This is a genomic window from Sphingobacterium populi (assembly GCF_001586775.1).
Lineage (GTDB): Bacteria > Bacteroidota > Bacteroidia > Sphingobacteriales > Sphingobacteriaceae > Sphingobacterium > Sphingobacterium populi.
The window spans coordinates 12768-30236 of sequence record NZ_LQXS01000007.1 but is presented as its reverse complement, the minus strand read 5'-3'; the positions used below and the strand labels follow the sequence as shown (position 1 = coordinate 30236).

At 42.5% G+C, this 17469-nt stretch carries 9 protein-coding genes; 4 read left to right on the top strand and 5 right to left on the bottom strand.

The genetic code is table 11. The features are described from left to right. Positions 1 to 104 precede the first annotated feature (104 nt). The 4 genes from A0125_RS14260 (at position 105) to A0125_RS14245 (ending at position 6814) form a co-directional block, all read left to right on the top strand. Complete coding sequence (locus tag A0125_RS14260) at positions 105 to 1244, top strand: efflux RND transporter periplasmic adaptor subunit (protein WP_066757772.1); 1140 nt, start codon at positions 105 to 107, stop codon at positions 1242 to 1244. A 37-nt stretch (positions 1245 to 1281) separates the two neighbouring features. Next, on the top strand, positions 1282 to 4431 hold the full coding sequence (locus A0125_RS14255; protein ID WP_066757766.1) for an efflux RND transporter permease subunit: 3150 nt from the start codon (positions 1282 to 1284) through the stop codon (positions 4429 to 4431). A gap of 2 nt (positions 4432 to 4433) precedes the next feature. Beyond that, positions 4434 to 5849 carry an efflux transporter outer membrane subunit gene (locus A0125_RS14250; protein ID WP_156472571.1) on the top strand — a complete coding sequence of 472 codons (1416 nt, stop codon included), beginning with the start codon at positions 4434 to 4436 and terminating at the stop codon, positions 5847 to 5849. Positions 5850 to 5935: 86 nt separating this feature from the next. Then, positions 5936 to 6814 (top strand): pirin family protein, encoded by an 879-nt coding sequence (locus tag A0125_RS14245; RefSeq protein ID WP_066757762.1) that lies wholly within the window; start codon positions 5936 to 5938, stop codon positions 6812 to 6814. A 124-nt stretch (positions 6815 to 6938) separates the two neighbouring features. Here the strand turns inward: A0125_RS14245 and A0125_RS14240 are convergent, their stop codons facing one another. The 5 genes from A0125_RS14240 to A0125_RS14220 all read right to left on the bottom strand — a co-directional run bounded on the left by A0125_RS14240 (position 6939) and on the right by A0125_RS14220 (position 17449). Beyond that, positions 6939 to 12755: an alpha-2-macroglobulin family protein gene (locus A0125_RS14240; RefSeq protein ID WP_066757761.1), complete on the bottom strand. Its 5817-nt coding sequence runs from the start codon at positions 12753 to 12755 to the stop codon at positions 6939 to 6941. Positions 12756 to 13052: 297 nt separating this feature from the next. Next, a complete protein-coding gene (locus A0125_RS14235; protein ID WP_066757760.1) occupies positions 13053 to 13901 on the bottom strand; it encodes a sulfurtransferase in 849 nt (282 codons plus the stop codon). 102 nt (positions 13902 to 14003) lie between these two features. Continuing rightward, positions 14004 to 15938, bottom strand: coding sequence for a 30S ribosomal protein S1 (gene rpsA, locus A0125_RS14230; protein ID WP_066757759.1), 1935 nt, complete (start codon positions 15936 to 15938; stop codon positions 14004 to 14006). Positions 15939 to 16062: 124 nt separating this feature from the next. Further along, positions 16063 to 17040, bottom strand: a complete 978-nt coding sequence (locus A0125_RS14225) for a YihY/virulence factor BrkB family protein (RefSeq protein WP_066757757.1) — start codon at positions 17038 to 17040, stop codon at positions 16063 to 16065. A gap of 1 nt (position 17041) precedes the next feature. Beyond that, positions 17042 to 17449, bottom strand: a complete 408-nt coding sequence (locus A0125_RS14220; protein ID WP_066757755.1) for an acyl-CoA thioesterase — start codon at positions 17447 to 17449, stop codon at positions 17042 to 17044. Positions 17450 to 17469 lie beyond the last annotated feature (20 nt).

The window sequence follows — 17469 nt, the reverse complement described above, 5'->3', positions numbered from 1 at the left end:
AACATTGTCGTTTTAGTACCTAAATATTACACTTCGGTAAACTTGCCTGACATTTACCTATTGCTATTTACTTATTTTTGCACTTCAAAATAGAATCTTACCTTATGAAAAAGCGTATTGTCGCGAACAGAATCGTCGTGCTTTTCACGATATGTATTGGAACGATAGGGCTGCTTGTATCCTGCGGCGCACAAGAAGAATCAGCTCCCCCGCCAGCCACTCCTGATGTGGATTTCATGGAATTACACAATGGAGAAGCAAAAGTAGAAAAGAAATATCCTGGATCTATTGAAGGTACCGTTAACGTAGATATTAAAGCACAAGTTAGCGGTTATCTAGATCAAATATTTGTGCAAGAAGGTAGCTATGTCCAAAAAGGACAATCCTTATTTCGCATTAAAGCCGATGTGTTCAATGAACAAGTAAACAGTAGTCGAGCGGTGTATGAAGCTGCGGTGGCGGCAGAGCAAAGTGCCAAGATTGAGTTAGAAAAAGTGCGCCCTTTGGTCGCTGGTAAAGTATACACAGAATTACAACTCGAAACAGCAGAAGCCAACTACGCCGCTGCCAAAGCACAAGTATCTCAAGCACGAGCTACATTGGGATCTTCGGAGATCAACGCCGATTTTAGCTTGATCAAAGCGCCGGTAAGCGGTTATATCGGTCGTATTCCGAAACGCATCGGAAATTTGGTTACGCCAAACGACGCGACGCCCATGACAACTCTTTCGGAAATCAACGATGTAAATGTCTATTTCTCGTTGACCGAAGCCGACTTTATTGAATTTGTCAATAATAGCAAAGGTGATCAAGGTGTGGAAAGTGTAAAATTCATTATGGCCGATGGTACAGCGTACGCGCATCCTGGTCGTGTAGAAATCGCCAGCGGAAACATCGATCGTACCACAGGAAGTATCGCCATGAAAGCCACTTTCCCGAATCCAGACAAAATACTACGTGCTGGTGGAGCTGGTAAAGTCGTTTTGACGCGCACTATATCCGAAGCGCTGACCATTCCAATGGCTAGTGTGCGCGATATTCAGGATCGCTATTTCGTATTCTCCCTAGCAGATAGCAATAAAGTGGTGATGAAACCCATTATGATCACGGGCAAATCGGGCAACAATTACATTGTGAAGTCCGGCTTACAGCATGGCGAAAAAATAGCACTAAACCGCATCGATGTGCTCAATGAAGGCATGATGGTACAGCCCGTGCTGGCAGCAGACACCGTTGGAAAATAATATCTATCTAAAAACATAGTATAAAGAAATAGTATCCATGATACGAGGAATAATAGACCGGCCCGTGTTGGCCACGGTCATATCAGTAATATTCGTAATTCTGGGCGTAATTGGTTTGCTGCGTTTGCCGCAAACCCGATTCCCAGATATCGCGCCACCTACCGTGCAGGTTTCAGGAAGCTATCCCGGCGGTAATAGTGAAACCGTTTTACGTTCGGTTGTTACACCACTTGAAGAACAAATCAACGGTGTAGAGAACATGGAATACATTAGTTCTACAGCCAGTAATGATGGTACATTCTCCGTTCGCGTAGTATTTAAGCAAGGTGTAGATCCCGATCAAGCGGCTGTGAACGTGCAAAACCGCGTACAGCAAGCAACTCCAATCTTGCCGCAAGAGGTAATCCGCATGGGATTGACTACTTCTAAGCAGCAAAATAGTATGATCATGATCTTCAGTGTATACACCGAGGACAATGATCGATACGATGAGTTGTTTTTGCAGAATTATGCCAACATTAACTTGATCCCACAGATTAAACGCGTACCCGGAGTAGGGCAAGCACAGGTATTTGGTGCCAAAGATTACTCCATGCGCGTTTGGCTAAACCCGCAAAAGATGTTCAGCTATAATCTGGTGCCCGAAGCTGTAACAGCCGCTATCGCTAAGCAGAGTTTGGAGTCGGCACCCGGCAAGTTGGGAGAAGAATCGGACGCGGCATTAGAATATGTGATTCGTTACAAGGGAAAGAAAACCCAACCCGAGGAATATGAAAATATCATCGTAAAACGCAACGGGACTGATTTGGTACGACTGAAAGACGTAGCTCGGGTAGAGTTTGGATCCATTAGTTATAGTGGTGACAACCGTTTCAACGGTAAGAATGCGGTAACCATCGCTATCTTACAAACCTCAGGCTCGAATGCGAACGAGATCGAGATCGGTGTGCGCGAGGAATTGGCAAATGCCGCAAAGAGATTCCCTCCGGGAATCAAACAAAGTAGCTTGATGAGTACCAAAGAGCGTTTGGATGAAGCGACAGGACAAGTGAAATCCACCTTGATTGAAGCCTTTTTATTGGTATTCGTTGTGGTATTCCTATTCTTGCAAGATTGGAGGTCTACCATTATTCCTGCCATTGCCGTTCCGGTAGCGATCGTAGGTACGTTCTTCTTTTTGCTCGCCTTTGGTTTTACGATCAATATCCTAACCTTATTTGCCCTCGTGTTAGCGATTGGTATTGTAGTCGATGATGCGATCGTGGTGGTCGAAGCGGTGCATGGTAAGCTCGAAAGTTCGAAGATGGATGCGCGCGAAGCTACGCACAGTGCGATGAGCGAGATTACGGGTGCTGTTATCTCCATCACTTTGGTGATGTCAGCGGTATTTATCCCGATCGGCTTCATGACCGGATCTTCGGGTATTTTCTATAAGCAGTTTGCCTATACTTTAGCGATAGCGATTATTATCTCTGCGATTAATGCCTTGACATTGACGCCAGCTTTATGTGCCTTGTTGCTGAAAAACCAACACCACGGTGAAGATGCGGAAGGGCAGAAGAAAGGATTTGGAGCACGGTTCTTTACTGCTTTCAATAGCAGCTTCAACCACATGACGAACCGCTATATCGTCGGTGTCAAATTCTTGGCTCAGAAAAAATGGTTAGCGACTGGATTGATCGCCATCATTACGGCAGGAGCAATCTTAATCATGAACAATACGTCACGTAGTTTTGTGCCGATGGAGGATGATAATTTTATCGTCTATAGTTTGAGTATGCCTCCCGGAACGGCGCTAGATCGTACCACGGCAGTTGCTGAAAAAATCAACACCTTGTTGATGGATATGGAGGCTGTTGAAAGTAACTCGGGAATCACCGGTTTCAACATCTTGAGTAATAGTGCGGGGCCGGCTTACGCGATGGGTTTCATTAAACTAAAAGAGAAAAAAGATCGCGGTGAAATCAATGATATCGATGAGATATTGGGAATCATTTCCGAGAAGTTTGCTGGCGTAAAAGAAGGAACTATTATGGCATTCCGTTCGCCGCCAGTAGATGGTTATGGTATGACTTCTGGTGCGGAATTGGTCTTGCAAGATCGGATGGGAAATAACCCAACATCACTCAAAGCAAGAGCCGATGAAGTGATCGGACAGATTATGCAAAGGCCAGGTGTGCAATATGCATACACGATGTTCAGAGCGGATTTCCCACAATTTGAATTGGAAGTTGATGAAGAAAAGGCAGCGCAAATAGGTGTGGATGTCAGTGCCATGTTGGGTACGATACAAACGTATTTTGCCGGAGATCAGTCCTTGAACTTCACACGCTTTGGTAAGTTTTACCGTGTGAACATCAAAGCAGACGGGATCTTCAGAACGGATGAAGAAGCTTTCAACGAGATCTTTGTGCGCAATGATGCAGGTGAAATGGTACCTGTAAAATCACTGGTGACATTGAATAAAGTGTATGGTCCAGAATCGGTGAACCGCTATAATTTGTACAATTCGGTCACAATCAATGTGGTCGCCAATCCGGGCACGAGTAATGGTGCCATCATGGATGACCTGGAGCAAAATGTATTGAGCAAATTACCAGGCGATTATAGCTTTGAGTGGACAGGTCTGAGTTTGGAAGAAAAATCAGCTGGCAGTCAAACCTTGGTGATCTTGATGTTGAGTATCTTATTCGTATACTTCTTGTTATCCGCTCAGTACGAAAGTTACTTATTGCCATTGGCGGTATTGCTTTCTATTCCGACAGGTATCTTGGGCGCTTTCTTGGGCATACGAGCGATTGGCTTAGATAACAATATTTATGTGCAGGTCGGTCTGATTATGTTGATCGGTTTGCTAGCCAAAAATGCGATTTTGATTGTCGAGTTTGCGGTACAACGCCGTAAAGCCGGACTTTCCATTTTGGAGGCCGCATTGGACGGTTCCAGAGCGCGTCTTCGTCCGATTATCATGACTTCGCTCGCTTTTATTGCGGGTATGATTCCCTTGATGTTGGCTACTGGTGGTTCGGCTTCCGGAAATAAATCCATCAGTACGGGCGCAGCAATGGGAATGTTGAGTGGTGTGATATTAGGAGTTTTCGTGATTCCAATATTGTACATCTTCTTCCAATACTTGCAAGAATTGGTTTCGGGTAAACCTAAACAAATTACACCTACAAAAGATTAATGATGAAAGAGATCACAAAACATGTTCTTTCTGTCATGGGGATAGCCTTAGTGCTCACCTCATGCCAGGTAGGGCGTAAATATGCAAGACCAGAAGTGGACTTGCCAGATACATACAGAAACGAGATTACGGGAGTAACTGCAGATAGCGTGTTATTACCTCTGCATACATTTTTTAAGGATGAGATCCTTTTATCCTTAATCGACAAAGCGTTAGCGCATAACAACGACATTATGGTTGCGAAACTGTCTATGGATCAGTTGGAGCTCACGTACAAGCAGGCAAAGTTACAATTGCTACCGACGCTGGATCTAGCAGTCGGAGCGAACCGCATGTGGTTATCACGCAACTCCTTGAATGGTTCTTTAAGTGAGCAATTTCTGGGAACGCCATACATGGACGATTATGCTGCAACGTTGCGGTTATCTTGGGAAGCCGATATTTGGGGCAAAGCCAAGATGCAACGCGAGGGCGCATGGGCTCGTTACTTTTCCGAAAAAGAGAATATGAATGCTTTAAAGACTCGCATTGTAGCGCAAGTGGCGCAGGCCTACTATTCGCTGATTACACTAGATGAGCAGTTGAAAGTAGCGCAGCGCAATGTGGTATTGGGCGACAGTACTTTAGACATGATTCGGTTGCAATATCAGTCTGCGATGATTAGTTCGCTGGCCTTGGATCAAGCAGAAGCACAGAAAAAAACAGCGGAATTACTGATTCCGCTGGCAAAGCAAAATATTGCTATACAGGAAAACGCATTGAACATTCTTTGCGGAAGTTTTCCTTCTGCATTGGAGCGTGCTGGTAGTTTGAATGCAGCCATGCCAGAAGAGTTTTTTGATACAGGCGTACCCGCCATGTTGTTAAGCAGAAGGCCAGATGTAAAAGCGGCGGAGTATGCGATCATTAGTGCAAATGCGCAAACGGGCTTAGCGAAAGCTGCGATGTATCCTGCCATCAGTCTGACGCCTTCGATCGGCGTCAATTCCTTTCAATTCAATAGTTGGTTTGATATCCCTGGCTCTGTAGTGAAAAGTGTAGCGGCCAATCTGACACAACCGATCTTCCAGAAGAAAGAATTGAAAACGGCGTATGAGATCGCACAGATTGAGCAGGAAAAAGCAGCTGTGCAATTCCGTCAATCGCTGTTGACCGCGGTAGGTGAGGTATCGGACGCGTTGGCGATGTCTACGCATGCTGATGAGCGTTTGAAGTTGGTCGAAGCGAAGAAAGATCATTTGACGAAAGCCACGAATGATGCCTTGCTCTTGTACCGTAGCAGTATGGCTACGTACTTGGAAGTAATCACGGCACAAAACAGCGCCTTGGAAAATGAGCTAGAAGCGATTAATATCAAACGCGAAAAGTTACAAGCTATTACCGATCTGTACCGTGCACTCGGCGGTGGGGTAGAGTGATCAATCCTGCTGGCATGCTCGTACATGCCAGCATGGATTTTCGAAATATTAGGATTATCTTTATATAACTAAATGGAGATAAGGGTATGTCTAATATTGATTTTATACTTGAGGAAAAAGCGGCCGATATTGGCAATTTTCTAGTGGGAAGGCTTTTGCCATTCCGTCAGAAAAGATCCATCGGTCCTTTTGTATTTATAGACCACATGGGGCCAGCTTGTCTGGCAGATCACGAAAACCTGGATGTGGGTCCACATCCTCATATCGGACTTTCTACGTTAACATACTTATTTGACGGAGCCATCTTTCACCGCGACAGCATCGGAACAGCCATGGAGATTACGCCAGGTGCTGTGAACTGGATGACTGCCGGAAAAGGCGTCGTGCATTCTGAACGTACGCCAGAGCATCTGCGTACGCGGGATAAGTACATGCATGGATTGCAAATTTGGGTGGCTTTGCCCAAGAAATTGGAATTTATGGAACCTGAATTTCATCATACTGAAGCGAAGGATATTCCTGCTTGGGAGGATGAGAAGGCCAGTTATAAGCTAATCGCTGGAGAAGCATTCGGGCGCAAATCTCCGGTGCCGGTGTACAGTAGATTGTATATGCTAGAAATCAAAGCGAAACAAGATGCCGTAATTGATATTCGTGGTGAGCTTTACGGCGAGAGCGGCTTGTATATCTTGGAAGGGGAGATCAAAAGTGGCGAACACACTTATGGACCCAAACAGATCTTGATTACGAAGGATGCGCACTTGTGTACTTTCGAGATTACGGCAGGTACTACGGTGTATATTTTTGGTGGCGAACCTTTTCCGGAAGAACGCTATATTTCATGGAACTTCGTCGCGACGAGCAAAGAGATTCTAGACCAAGCCAAACAGGATTGGGTCGATCACAAATTCCCGAAGGTACCCGGCGATGATGGTTATGTGCCTTTGCCAGCTCCGAGAGTGTAATACTTTCTGAAGCGTGAAATTACCGCTATTAAAAGGTTGCCTCATCTTCAAAGACAAGTTTTGATACATGGATAGAAAATGCATTAGTTGCCACAGAAATAAGGTGGCAACTAATGCATTTTTACTAATCGTGAATGGTTAATCTTACATTTTCCGATCTTCCGTTTATCGTAGGGGCATACATACACTCGATTTGCGTAATGCCGCTGCTAAATGTTCCGCTATTATTGGTTTTAACTTCGTACTCATAGACATGCTCACCTTTAGGTAGGTAGTCGAAAAAATAGTTAGTAGACGCATCCTTGATAGTGTAGTAGTATCCTTTCCAGATTTGGTAGCCAGACGGCTGATAGATTGGCTCAAATCCAGAAGCTCTGCTATCGCGAAGGTGAACGTAGCTAAGCGGTTCATTACTCACGACCGTGAGCTGTACTTTGATATTGTCCCCTTTTTTGAACGAGGTTGTTTCTACCCAATCTGTCCCGTGTTTCACTAGGAATTTTTTAGACACTGATAGTTCACGTTTTTGCTTTTGTACCTGATCTAGCGGCACAAAGTACTGATGATAGATACCTCCGTATATTTTCCGGTTATTTGTGTTGGAAATCTGGATAGTGCGGTCTTTTACCAATTTTTCAGCACTTAGTGTGGTGCTTATTTCTCCCATAACTTTATCCTCGACAAAGGCGGGCGTATCATCTATTTTGATGGTAACAGTATTATCTAGTACAAAATCTTTAGGGTCATTGGCTAAGAGCAGTGCATATATGGCATCTACCGTGTTCCAGGTGGTTTGCCAGCTGTTTTGCTGCTTATTGTAATAAATCCATTGGGTAATCTGCTCCAGTTTTGAGGAGTCCAACTGTTTGTAGGCCTCCACCATGTAGCTTTGCAAACTCATGCTGTTATAACGAGAAGCATTGCTTTCCCAATAGGTTCCCCGATCCTTATCATGAATAGCCTCTTGAGTTATCCGATTTTTGACCTCGATGCTGGCGATGCGGTAATCGTATGAGGCATTCACCAGCCAAGCTTTTGCTGCCAAGCCAGCGGGCTGGTTGGAGGTGTAAGCGGCTGATAGGTCAATGTGTTTACGAAGTTGTTCGACCTTTGCAGCAGGTAAAATATAGCGATCATTCCACAGCGAGCGTATATATAGGTAGTCAATTACGGTATTTGTAGCTGCTTTTTGGCCGTAAATAGCGGTATCTTGATCAGCGAATTGCATGATTTTTTCGCTAATTTTTTGAATAGACGAGGCGATAAGTGTTGCGTCCAATTTGTTGACCTTACCAAATATCTCCAACAATCTTAGGGAAATGCTTATGTCGGATTTGCCACCTTCAAACCAACTGAAAGCTCCACTCTCCAGTTGATTTCTTTGTAGTTTTTGCTCAAGTAGCCGTATTTCCGATTCCAGATCAGTTTTAAAAAGAGTAGCTAAATACTTCACTTTTTCCTTGTCTTGTGTTATCTGTCGCATCCAAGGCATCTCCGTGGCTAGTATTTCGCCTAGGTTGCTGTTGTTTTCCAATTTGGACTCCGCTTTGTTTAAGTCAATTGTGTTAAAATAGTTGGCAATAGCAGGATATTTATTTTTAATGTATTGTACCATCTTTAACCCGTACCATTTACTGGCTATTTGTTCGTTACATTCGTAAGGATAATTTTTGAGGAAATCTAAAGCGGAGATAATTTCTAAAATCGGATTGCTCTGCACTTGGATTTTGGCCTGTACATTTTCTTTATCTTTTGCCTGTATAGTGAAGTCCATACGCTCGCCTTTATCTAGAATAATTTTTTCAGTATCTGTGATCAAAATACGATTCGGCAAAATCGCTAATTCGTGTATCTCACCGTCTGAAAAATCGGCGGTAGCAGCTACAACTTTCAGTTGTATGATCGGGTAGCCCTTTGGCACCTTCAAGATCCATGATGCGGTATAGTTTTGTTTCGGTGGAGTGGTGAAATCCCGTGTTCCATTATCCATCAGGAATTCCGAAGAAATAGTTTCATTTGTTTCGGGGTTAATGATTTCTAGCCGCGCCGAGCCATTTTGGCTTACATCGCTGAGATTTTGAATCTCCGACTTGATGACGATCTCGTCACCCTCTCGTAAGAATCGCGGTAAGTTGGGCCGCACCATCAGTTCTTTTTGTGTTTGTGTGAAGAAGGATGCAGAGCCCGACATGAGGTTTTCGGTATGCGCGAAGAGCATCAGTCGCCATCGGGTCATCGCTTCGGGACTGTCAAATGTAAAGCTGATATTTCCGTCTTGATCAGTCACCAGATCTGGATAGAAAAATGCGGTTTCCTGTAGATTCGCTCGCGCTTGTACGGCGTTAAGTTTGGTTTGATTTTCGAAGCCCTCTTTTGTCGTGATGACCACTACACCGTTGGCTGCACCAGCGCCGTAAAGGGCAGTTGCTTCACCGCCATTTAAGACAGTAATCTCATGTACGCTGCTGGAATCGAGGCTATTTAGATCAAAATCCTTCACCACTACACCATCGACGATTGCTAGTTGCTGTTGGCTAGTGGCAGATGCAGTATTTCCACGGATCATTACGCTCGAGGCCTGACTTTCCACTCGTTTAGGACCAAAACTACCCGTAGGTAATGCACCTTCACTGAAATAGCCAGAAGTTACTTGTTTACGAAACTGTGTCCCATAAATGATATATTGTGTGTGCATTAGGTTGTAGTCATGGAGACTTGGTGGACGCACGTAGAGTTCGTAGGACGGATAAGGGTTTTCGAAGAGCGTATTACTCCTTGTTTGATGAATGAAATCGTTCAGAGTCCAACCCGAATAAATCTGGTACCACTTCCGATACTGTTCATTAGCGAATGCATCTGGAAATTGATGGTAGCCAAAGTGATCTAAGGCTGTATCATACATAGTAGCTAATAGTTCACTCTCAGCGGCTTTTTCTTTGTTTTTGATCGTGAAGCTCCATGTTTCTTTTTGTCCTGGCGTGATTTTATCGCGAAAGGTTTTAAGCTGTATGTCCAAGGACTTGTCGGCTCGATTGAAAGGAATGTCTACGCGACGGGTCACTATTTTATTCTCATTGATCATCATCACTTCAAACCAAGTATTGTACCTGATGTCATGTTCGGTGATCGTATGCGCGTATGATGGGTTGCCTTTGGATAAAGGGATAAATATCGCTTTGCTTGCGTTATCTTTTCGTACTTTCCATATATATATACCTGCGGCATTTTCAAAGTCCGTCTGAAAATGTAGCGTCATTTTTTCGCCAATGGCATATCCATCTTTGTCTTTTCTGATGATTAGAAAATCTTTATTTGATATTTTTTGATCTTCTTTGGAAAAGACGTTTACTAGGCTTGTTGACCTTACGGTATCTGATTTCTGAATACTAAATGCTTCGACCAAATATGAACCGTATGTGTCCGCGAAATCTACACGTATAGTATCCGATCCCTTGCTATCAAAGTGGTAAGTAGCCACATGCTTCTTCGGTCTTTCCGGGAGTAGATCGATCTTATCAAAGTACCATGGGAATTGTCTTTCGTAATCCGCGGTGTCTAATAGGTGATATTCAGCGTTGAAATTAAATGGTTTTCGATCCATCTGTATTATGGATGGCATCTTATATTTGTAGATATTCACTAGGCCAGTCGCCGGTAGAGGTTTGCCATTAGGATTCGTACTGTGCACTACGATCGTTTCCCATTTACCCTCTACTATATTTGACAGCGAGCTAGTGTTAATACGTAAAGGATTGTCAGAATAGGTGTATGAGGTGCTTTTCGTTTGGATTTCTCCGGTCTGGCTGATCGCTTCTGCTTGCACCTGAAGGTAAAAATTTGTCCATGGTTGAAATACCGTATCTGTTAATGGCAGCTTAATTGAAAATTTTCCATTTTGGTCTGCCACAGTTGTACTATCGATATGCACAATTTGCCGGTAGGTTGTCGGATGGCGATATTGGATACGGTATTTGATGGTCGATTGCGATAAAGCTACACCGGAAAGGCTTTCTACTTTTCCTGCGAATACAGCTGTATCCTGCTTGGAATAGGTTTCGTTATTCTCATCGAAACTTACGGAGAATGTGGGGCGTTTGTATTCTTCTACCCGTACCGATTTTTGAGATAATAAAATACCTTCCTTATGCACTTCGATAAAAAATACCCCACTTAAAGTGTTCTTCGGTACACGCAAACTGCCATGAACAGAACCAAATGCATTTGTGCTCAATTTAACGCTGTCTATCGCTTGTTGGTTGGCATCTTTACAGATGATGTTTACCCATTGATTTTGCACGACTTTACCGTTCAATATGTCCTGTGTGTACATTGTTGATTTAAAAAATACTTGCTGTCCAGGTCGGTATATGGCGCGATCCGTCATAATCAGGGCATTTTCAATATGTGCATCCTCGGTATCGTTTTTAGCACTATTCTGCCTAGGGATGTTGTGAAAATAATCCAAAGCAATAAGCTGCTGTTCATCTGGTATAAATAGGAGTAAGTCGTCCAGATCTTTACGATTCTTTCTGTTATCAGCCAAATAGGTGAACAACCCATTTTCGTCTGTTTTGCAAGTTTGCACTCTGGTTATCTTCTCATTATTGTCTTCATACAATTCTATAGTTTGACCTTTATAAGGACTTCCATCCTTGCGATTAACAAGCAGTACGTTGTAATGATCATCCCCTGGATAAACATCCTTGTCGTTGATTGTTGGAGAAATGAAGATATCGCTCACCACGAGATGTACTTCTGAAACATCATGATCCTGTCCGTCGTCTTTAAAATCAGGATTATTGGAGACTAGTATTTTATAATTGCCATAAGGCAATGGATTCACTTTGTAGTTTGTGATATGCTCCTTGTAGTCGTCGAAAGTTTTTAACCTGATATGCTCTTCGTATACCAATGGCGCATTAATGGTGACTTTGTTGGAGAGCGAGTCGAGAGTAGATGGGAATAATTGGAATTTTTTCGGTGTGGTGCTTGTATTATAGACACGTAAGTAGGCTCGATCCGTATTTCGCGCCATCAGTTTGATCGGTGTATGAAGGTTGCTAGGACTGATTTTAGGAGTTTCCACATTTACGGATGATTGACTTATCGTTTTAAACATGGCTTGAACATCATTTATCCACGGGGAATTTGGCCAAAGTTCCATAGCCTCTTTTAAAAGCGTCATCGCCTCTCTATTCTTTCCATCCTCTTTCATCGCGTTCGCAATAACAAGTAGGATATGTGCGTTGTACGGGGTTTGTTGGCTTTGAAGCGTTTGTTCAATCTCTTCCAATTTCTCCACGATATCCCATGAACTACCAATAGTATATGGCCTAAACCACAAATAAGCATGCGCATCGCTATAGTTGTTCTCGGAATTTACGTCTTGTAAAATTTTGATCAAGTCTGATTTATGGCCTGAGTCGTTTGTGTGGTAAAAGTCGAATAAGTCAAGATAATTGTAAGCTAATAAATGAAAGATAGTAGGAGCGATGGATTGATTTTTTACATCAGAAACGATCGTCTTCCAAGAGGTAATTGTTTCATTTATTAATGCGGATTTGTTCGATAGCGATAGGCGGAATAGTGAATCTATAGTTGCGGTTTTTTGGTTGATGTCCCAGCTCAAATAACCATCCGTCTCTTCTACACGACGGGTATATAAGTTGCGAAGAAGAAATGTTGCATAGATATTTTGCAATACGCTTTTCTCTATGCCATTCGCGTTGTCAATATGCGCCAATAGATGGTTCTGATTGCGGTAAAAAGCAGAGTCCGTAGGCATATTTAAAGTCAGACCGTGGTGCTCTGCTAGTACGGCCCTGATCCATTCTGGACTATTTCCGTTGACTTTCGCTTTCTTTTTTATCGCCTGTATGATTGGTAATGTCTGTTGGTAGTTTTTGATGCTGATTAGTCGGTCTATTTCTTTCCATTGCATTTCTATGTCTTGACCGAAGCAAAAGACGGGTAGTACTATTAGACAAATAATCGCTATATATCGCATAATTAGGGTTCAGATTTATACAAAAGAATACGCAATTCTTACGAAGGGATGCTGTCCGACGTACAATTCCATAAATATTGTGGCAATATGTTGAAATAGAATAATGATCTCCATACTACCAGTAAGAAGATCTATTGAAAATAGACTCTAATTCAGCTATTAGACAGTCAACGGTCTCGTATTGGTAGGCTGAAACTCGGAAGGTTACCGCCGGAAAAATTCTGCTATGTATTATTCCTTCTCAATCGGCAGATTTTCATCCGCACCCCATTCAGCCCACGAACCATCATAAATAGCGAGATGATCGAAACCTATTTGGTATGCTGCTAGGGCAATGATAGCGGCAGTAATACCAGAGCCACAGCTAAAGACAACGGATTTGTCGTCGATAAAGGGCTCGAAGATCTTCTGTAATTCAGGCACAGTCTTGTAACGTGTGCCTGAAAGGACTTCATCAAAGGGCAGATTGTGCGAGCTAGGAATATGGCCAGATCGTAAGCCAGCACGCGGCTCTGGGCTCTTTCCTCCATAGCGGTTAGCGTTGCGCGCGTCGATAATAGTTGTATCATTTTCTTCCAGCCCTTTTAAAAGATCGGTTTTGCTTTTCCAAAAATAGGGTTGCGGATGGACAACGAAGTTGCCAGTTGCGATGGTACGGGTTGATTGATGCTTGGATACCACGGGAAGATGCTGTTCTTTCCAAGCGGGTAATCCACCTTGCAATACAAATGTGTTCTCATGTCCCATTGAACGAAACATCCACCAAGCTCTCGGACTGGAATATATTCCCCAACGATCGTAAATAACTAAAATGGAGTCTTGATTGATACCCATCGCGCGGGCTTCCCGTTCAAACGTTGCATCGTCGACCATCGTATGCGGTAAAGGATTGCTATGATCTGAAAATTTCTCTTCCAGATCCATAAAGACAGAGTCAGGAATTAGTTCTGGAACGGAATCCTTTGAATCAATACGTTGATTGACTTTGTCGATAGTTGCATCAATCAACACAACAGGTTTGCCTTGTGCTATAAGTAGGTGTAGTTCGGGAATATCGATGATTGGAGGTGTATCGTGCATATGCTGTAAGGAATTATGAGTTAGCATTACACGAATATAACAAAAAACCCTCCGCTATGCGGAGGGTTTGAGTATTTAAAATGAATCAGTTACGATCAAAAACTATTTAGAGTTTTTCTCGTCGCCTTCCATTTGTTGTTTCAACTGAGCCAATACACCTAGATCTCCTAGAGTAGATTTCTCAACAGAATCCTTCACTTTTTTCACAGCAGTGTTGGCAGCTTTTGCCTCTTTCTTACGTGCGTTGAATTCTTCTACACGAGCTTCAGATTTCTTGTCTTCCCAGATACGAGAGTGAGAAATTACCAAACGCTTGTTTTCTTTGTTGAACTCAATGATTTTGAACTCGTTAGTTTCGTCAACTTTCAATACAGTACCGTCTTCTTTAACAGCATGTTTCGATGGACAGAATCCTTCTACACCATATTGAAGTGCAACGATATCACCTTTGTCACCAACTTTGATCACAGTACCTTCGTGAAGTGAACCTTCAGTAAAGATAGTTTCGAAAGTATCCCAAGGGTTTTCTTCCAATTGTTTGTGACCTAGAGACAATTTGCGGTTTTCTTCGTCAAGCTCTAATACAACAACCTCTAGTTCTTCACCTACTTTAGTGAATTCGTTCGGGTGGTTGATTTTTTTAGACCAAGAAAGGTCAGAGATGTGGATCAAACCATCGATACCATCTTCTAATTCAACGAATACACCGAAGTTAGTCATGTTTTTAACAGCCGCTTTCACTTTAGACCCGATTGGGTAACGCTCAGCGATGTTTTGCCATGGATCTGGAGTCAATTGTTTGATACCTAAGCTCATCTTGCGGTCTTCGCGATCCAAAGTCAAGATTTGTGCTTCAATTTCGTCACCTACTTTCAAGAACTCTTGTGGAGAACGTAGGTTTTGAGACCAAGACATTTCTGATACGTGGATCAATCCTTCAACGCCAGGGATGATTTCAAGGAAAGCACCGTAATCTGCAACAGTTACGATTTTACCTTTTACTTTAGAACCGATCTCAAGATCAGTGCTCAAAGATTCCCAAGGGTGCTCAGAAAGTTGTTTTAGACCTAGAGCGATACGTTTTTTCTCATCATCAAAATCAAGAACAACCACGTTGATTGTTTGATCCAATGCAAGAACTTCTCTTGGATGCTCGATACGACCCCAAGAAATATCTGTAATGTGAAGTAGACCATCAACACCACCCAAATCGATGAATACACCGAAGTCAGTGATATTTTTAACAGTACCTTCCAATACTTGACCTTTTTCCAATTTCGCAACGATCTCTGATTTTTGGTTTTCCAAATCATCTTCGATCAATACTTTGTGAGATACGACAACGTTTTTGAATTCGTGGTTGATTTTAACCACTTTGAATTCCATTGTTTTACCTACATAGATATCGTAATCGCGAATAGGCTTGATGTCGATCTGTGAACCTGGTAAGAAAGCTTCTACACCTTTAATGTCCACGATCAAACCACCTTTGGTACGTGATTTCACGAAACCATCAATGATTGCATCATTTTCCAAAGCTTCGTTGATTGCTTCCCAAGATCTTTGTGTCTTAGCACGTTTGCGTGACAATACTAATTGACCGTTTGCATCTTCTTGCGATTCAACAAATACGTCAACATTGTCGCCAACTTTCAATTCAGGAAGGTCGCGGAACTCAGAAAGTGCTACTAAACCATCAGATTTAAATCCAACATTCAATACCACGTCTTTGTTATTGATAGATACTACAGTACCTTCAATAATTTCACCTTGGTTAATTTGATTGAATGTACCAGCGTACTGCTCTTCTAGTTTCGTACGCTCAGCCTCGCTGTAGTTACCGAAGGCTTTTTCATCGAAATCCCAGTCAAAGTCACCTTCCGGGGTGCTTAGTGAACTAGATTTGATCTCGTTGATTAGGTTTGAATCTGCTTCAGACTCGATGGTTTCAGTGTCTTTCACTACTTTAGTGTCAGCACCTTGTAGCTCTGCGTTTTTCGCCGCTAACTCTTTTTCTGCTTCTTGTTTTTTTGCCATTAATTAATTTTCTCCTTTTCCCTGCGTTGCAGAGACTGCAAAAGTACAAAAAACTTTTATATACAACTATTTATGTAGAAAAAAGATTAAGGAAAAGTGAAAGGCTATATTGATAATCCTGCTTCTACTTTTGTGTGGTATCGGACTTGAAGGAGTTGTAGGTGCGTGGACGCACAATTTTGATGCTTTGCTTGGACAAGGCGATGCTGGCATTGAGTTCGAATCCGACAATCAGAATCAGTGCATTAAGGTACATCCATATCATCATCACGATCAATGTACCGATAGATCCATACAACTTATTGTACGTACCAAACTGGTTTATATAATAAGCGAATCCTGAAAAAGATAAAATAGCCAGCACGGTGGCAAGCGTAGCACCTGGCGTGAAAAACTTCCATCTTCTACTACGGCTTGGCCCAAATTTATAGACCAAGCTGACGGTGAAAAAGTAGATCCCGAACATAAATAGCCACTGTACAAACTTGATCAGAAATCTCCAAAAGTAATTTAGATCGTAATCGATTGTATTTTTAAGGTAATTAATCAAAAAGTTGGCGCCAGCGTACAAGAATATACCAATGGCCAATGCTAGTACGATAGCAACGGACAATGCTAATGCTACGATGCGTTTCTGCCCCCAACTACGGTCTTCTTTGGAAAGGGAAGATTTATTAAAAGTCATCATCAACGTGGTCATGCCATTCGTAGCGAAGAATGTACATAAGACAAAACCTACTGATAGTAAACCGGTGTTTTGTCTTTTAATAATATCATTAAGGGTAACTTCTAGAAATTCGTACGCACTGTATGGCATCGCTACCTGCATGAGTTCCATCAATTGATCTTGAAAATTATCGACTGGAATATATGGAATGAGCGTGAATAGAAAGATAATGCCCGGAAAAATAGCCAGCATAAAGTTGTAGGCTAGGGAAGAGGCCTTATTCAGAATGGATTCGCGCGCTATCTCTTGAAAGAAAAAGGCAAAAACCGTATACAATGGCAACGAGCCAAACCCTGGCAATACAGCACTCTTAGTCCATTCGATGAAGTTATCGTAGATTCTTACATTTAAAAGTCTATGGTGGACTTTTTTCATTTTAGGAGAAATAGTGTTTTATTTTTTCCGTGAATACGGCTGGTGCGCGACAAGGTTTGTTCTTGGCCATATCGACAAAAACGAGCAACGTTTTACCAGTATTCAGCAATATGCCGGCCTCATTAAAGAGTTCGTACTCGAAGCAGATCCGTACGTTCGGCATTTCCCGAATCGTAGTTTTGATGGTGATCAAATCGTCATATTTTGCAGGTTGTAAGTACCTGGTTTGCATTTCGATCACGGGCATCATCACGCCCATGGCTTCGAGTTCTTTGTAGGAAATACCAGTACTTCGTAGCATATCGGTGCGGGCGACTTCGTAATACGTAGCATAATTACCATAATACATGTATCCCATCTGATCGGTCTCGGCATAGCGAACACGTATTTTGTTTTCAAATACAAACATATTGGCGAAGTTAAAATTAA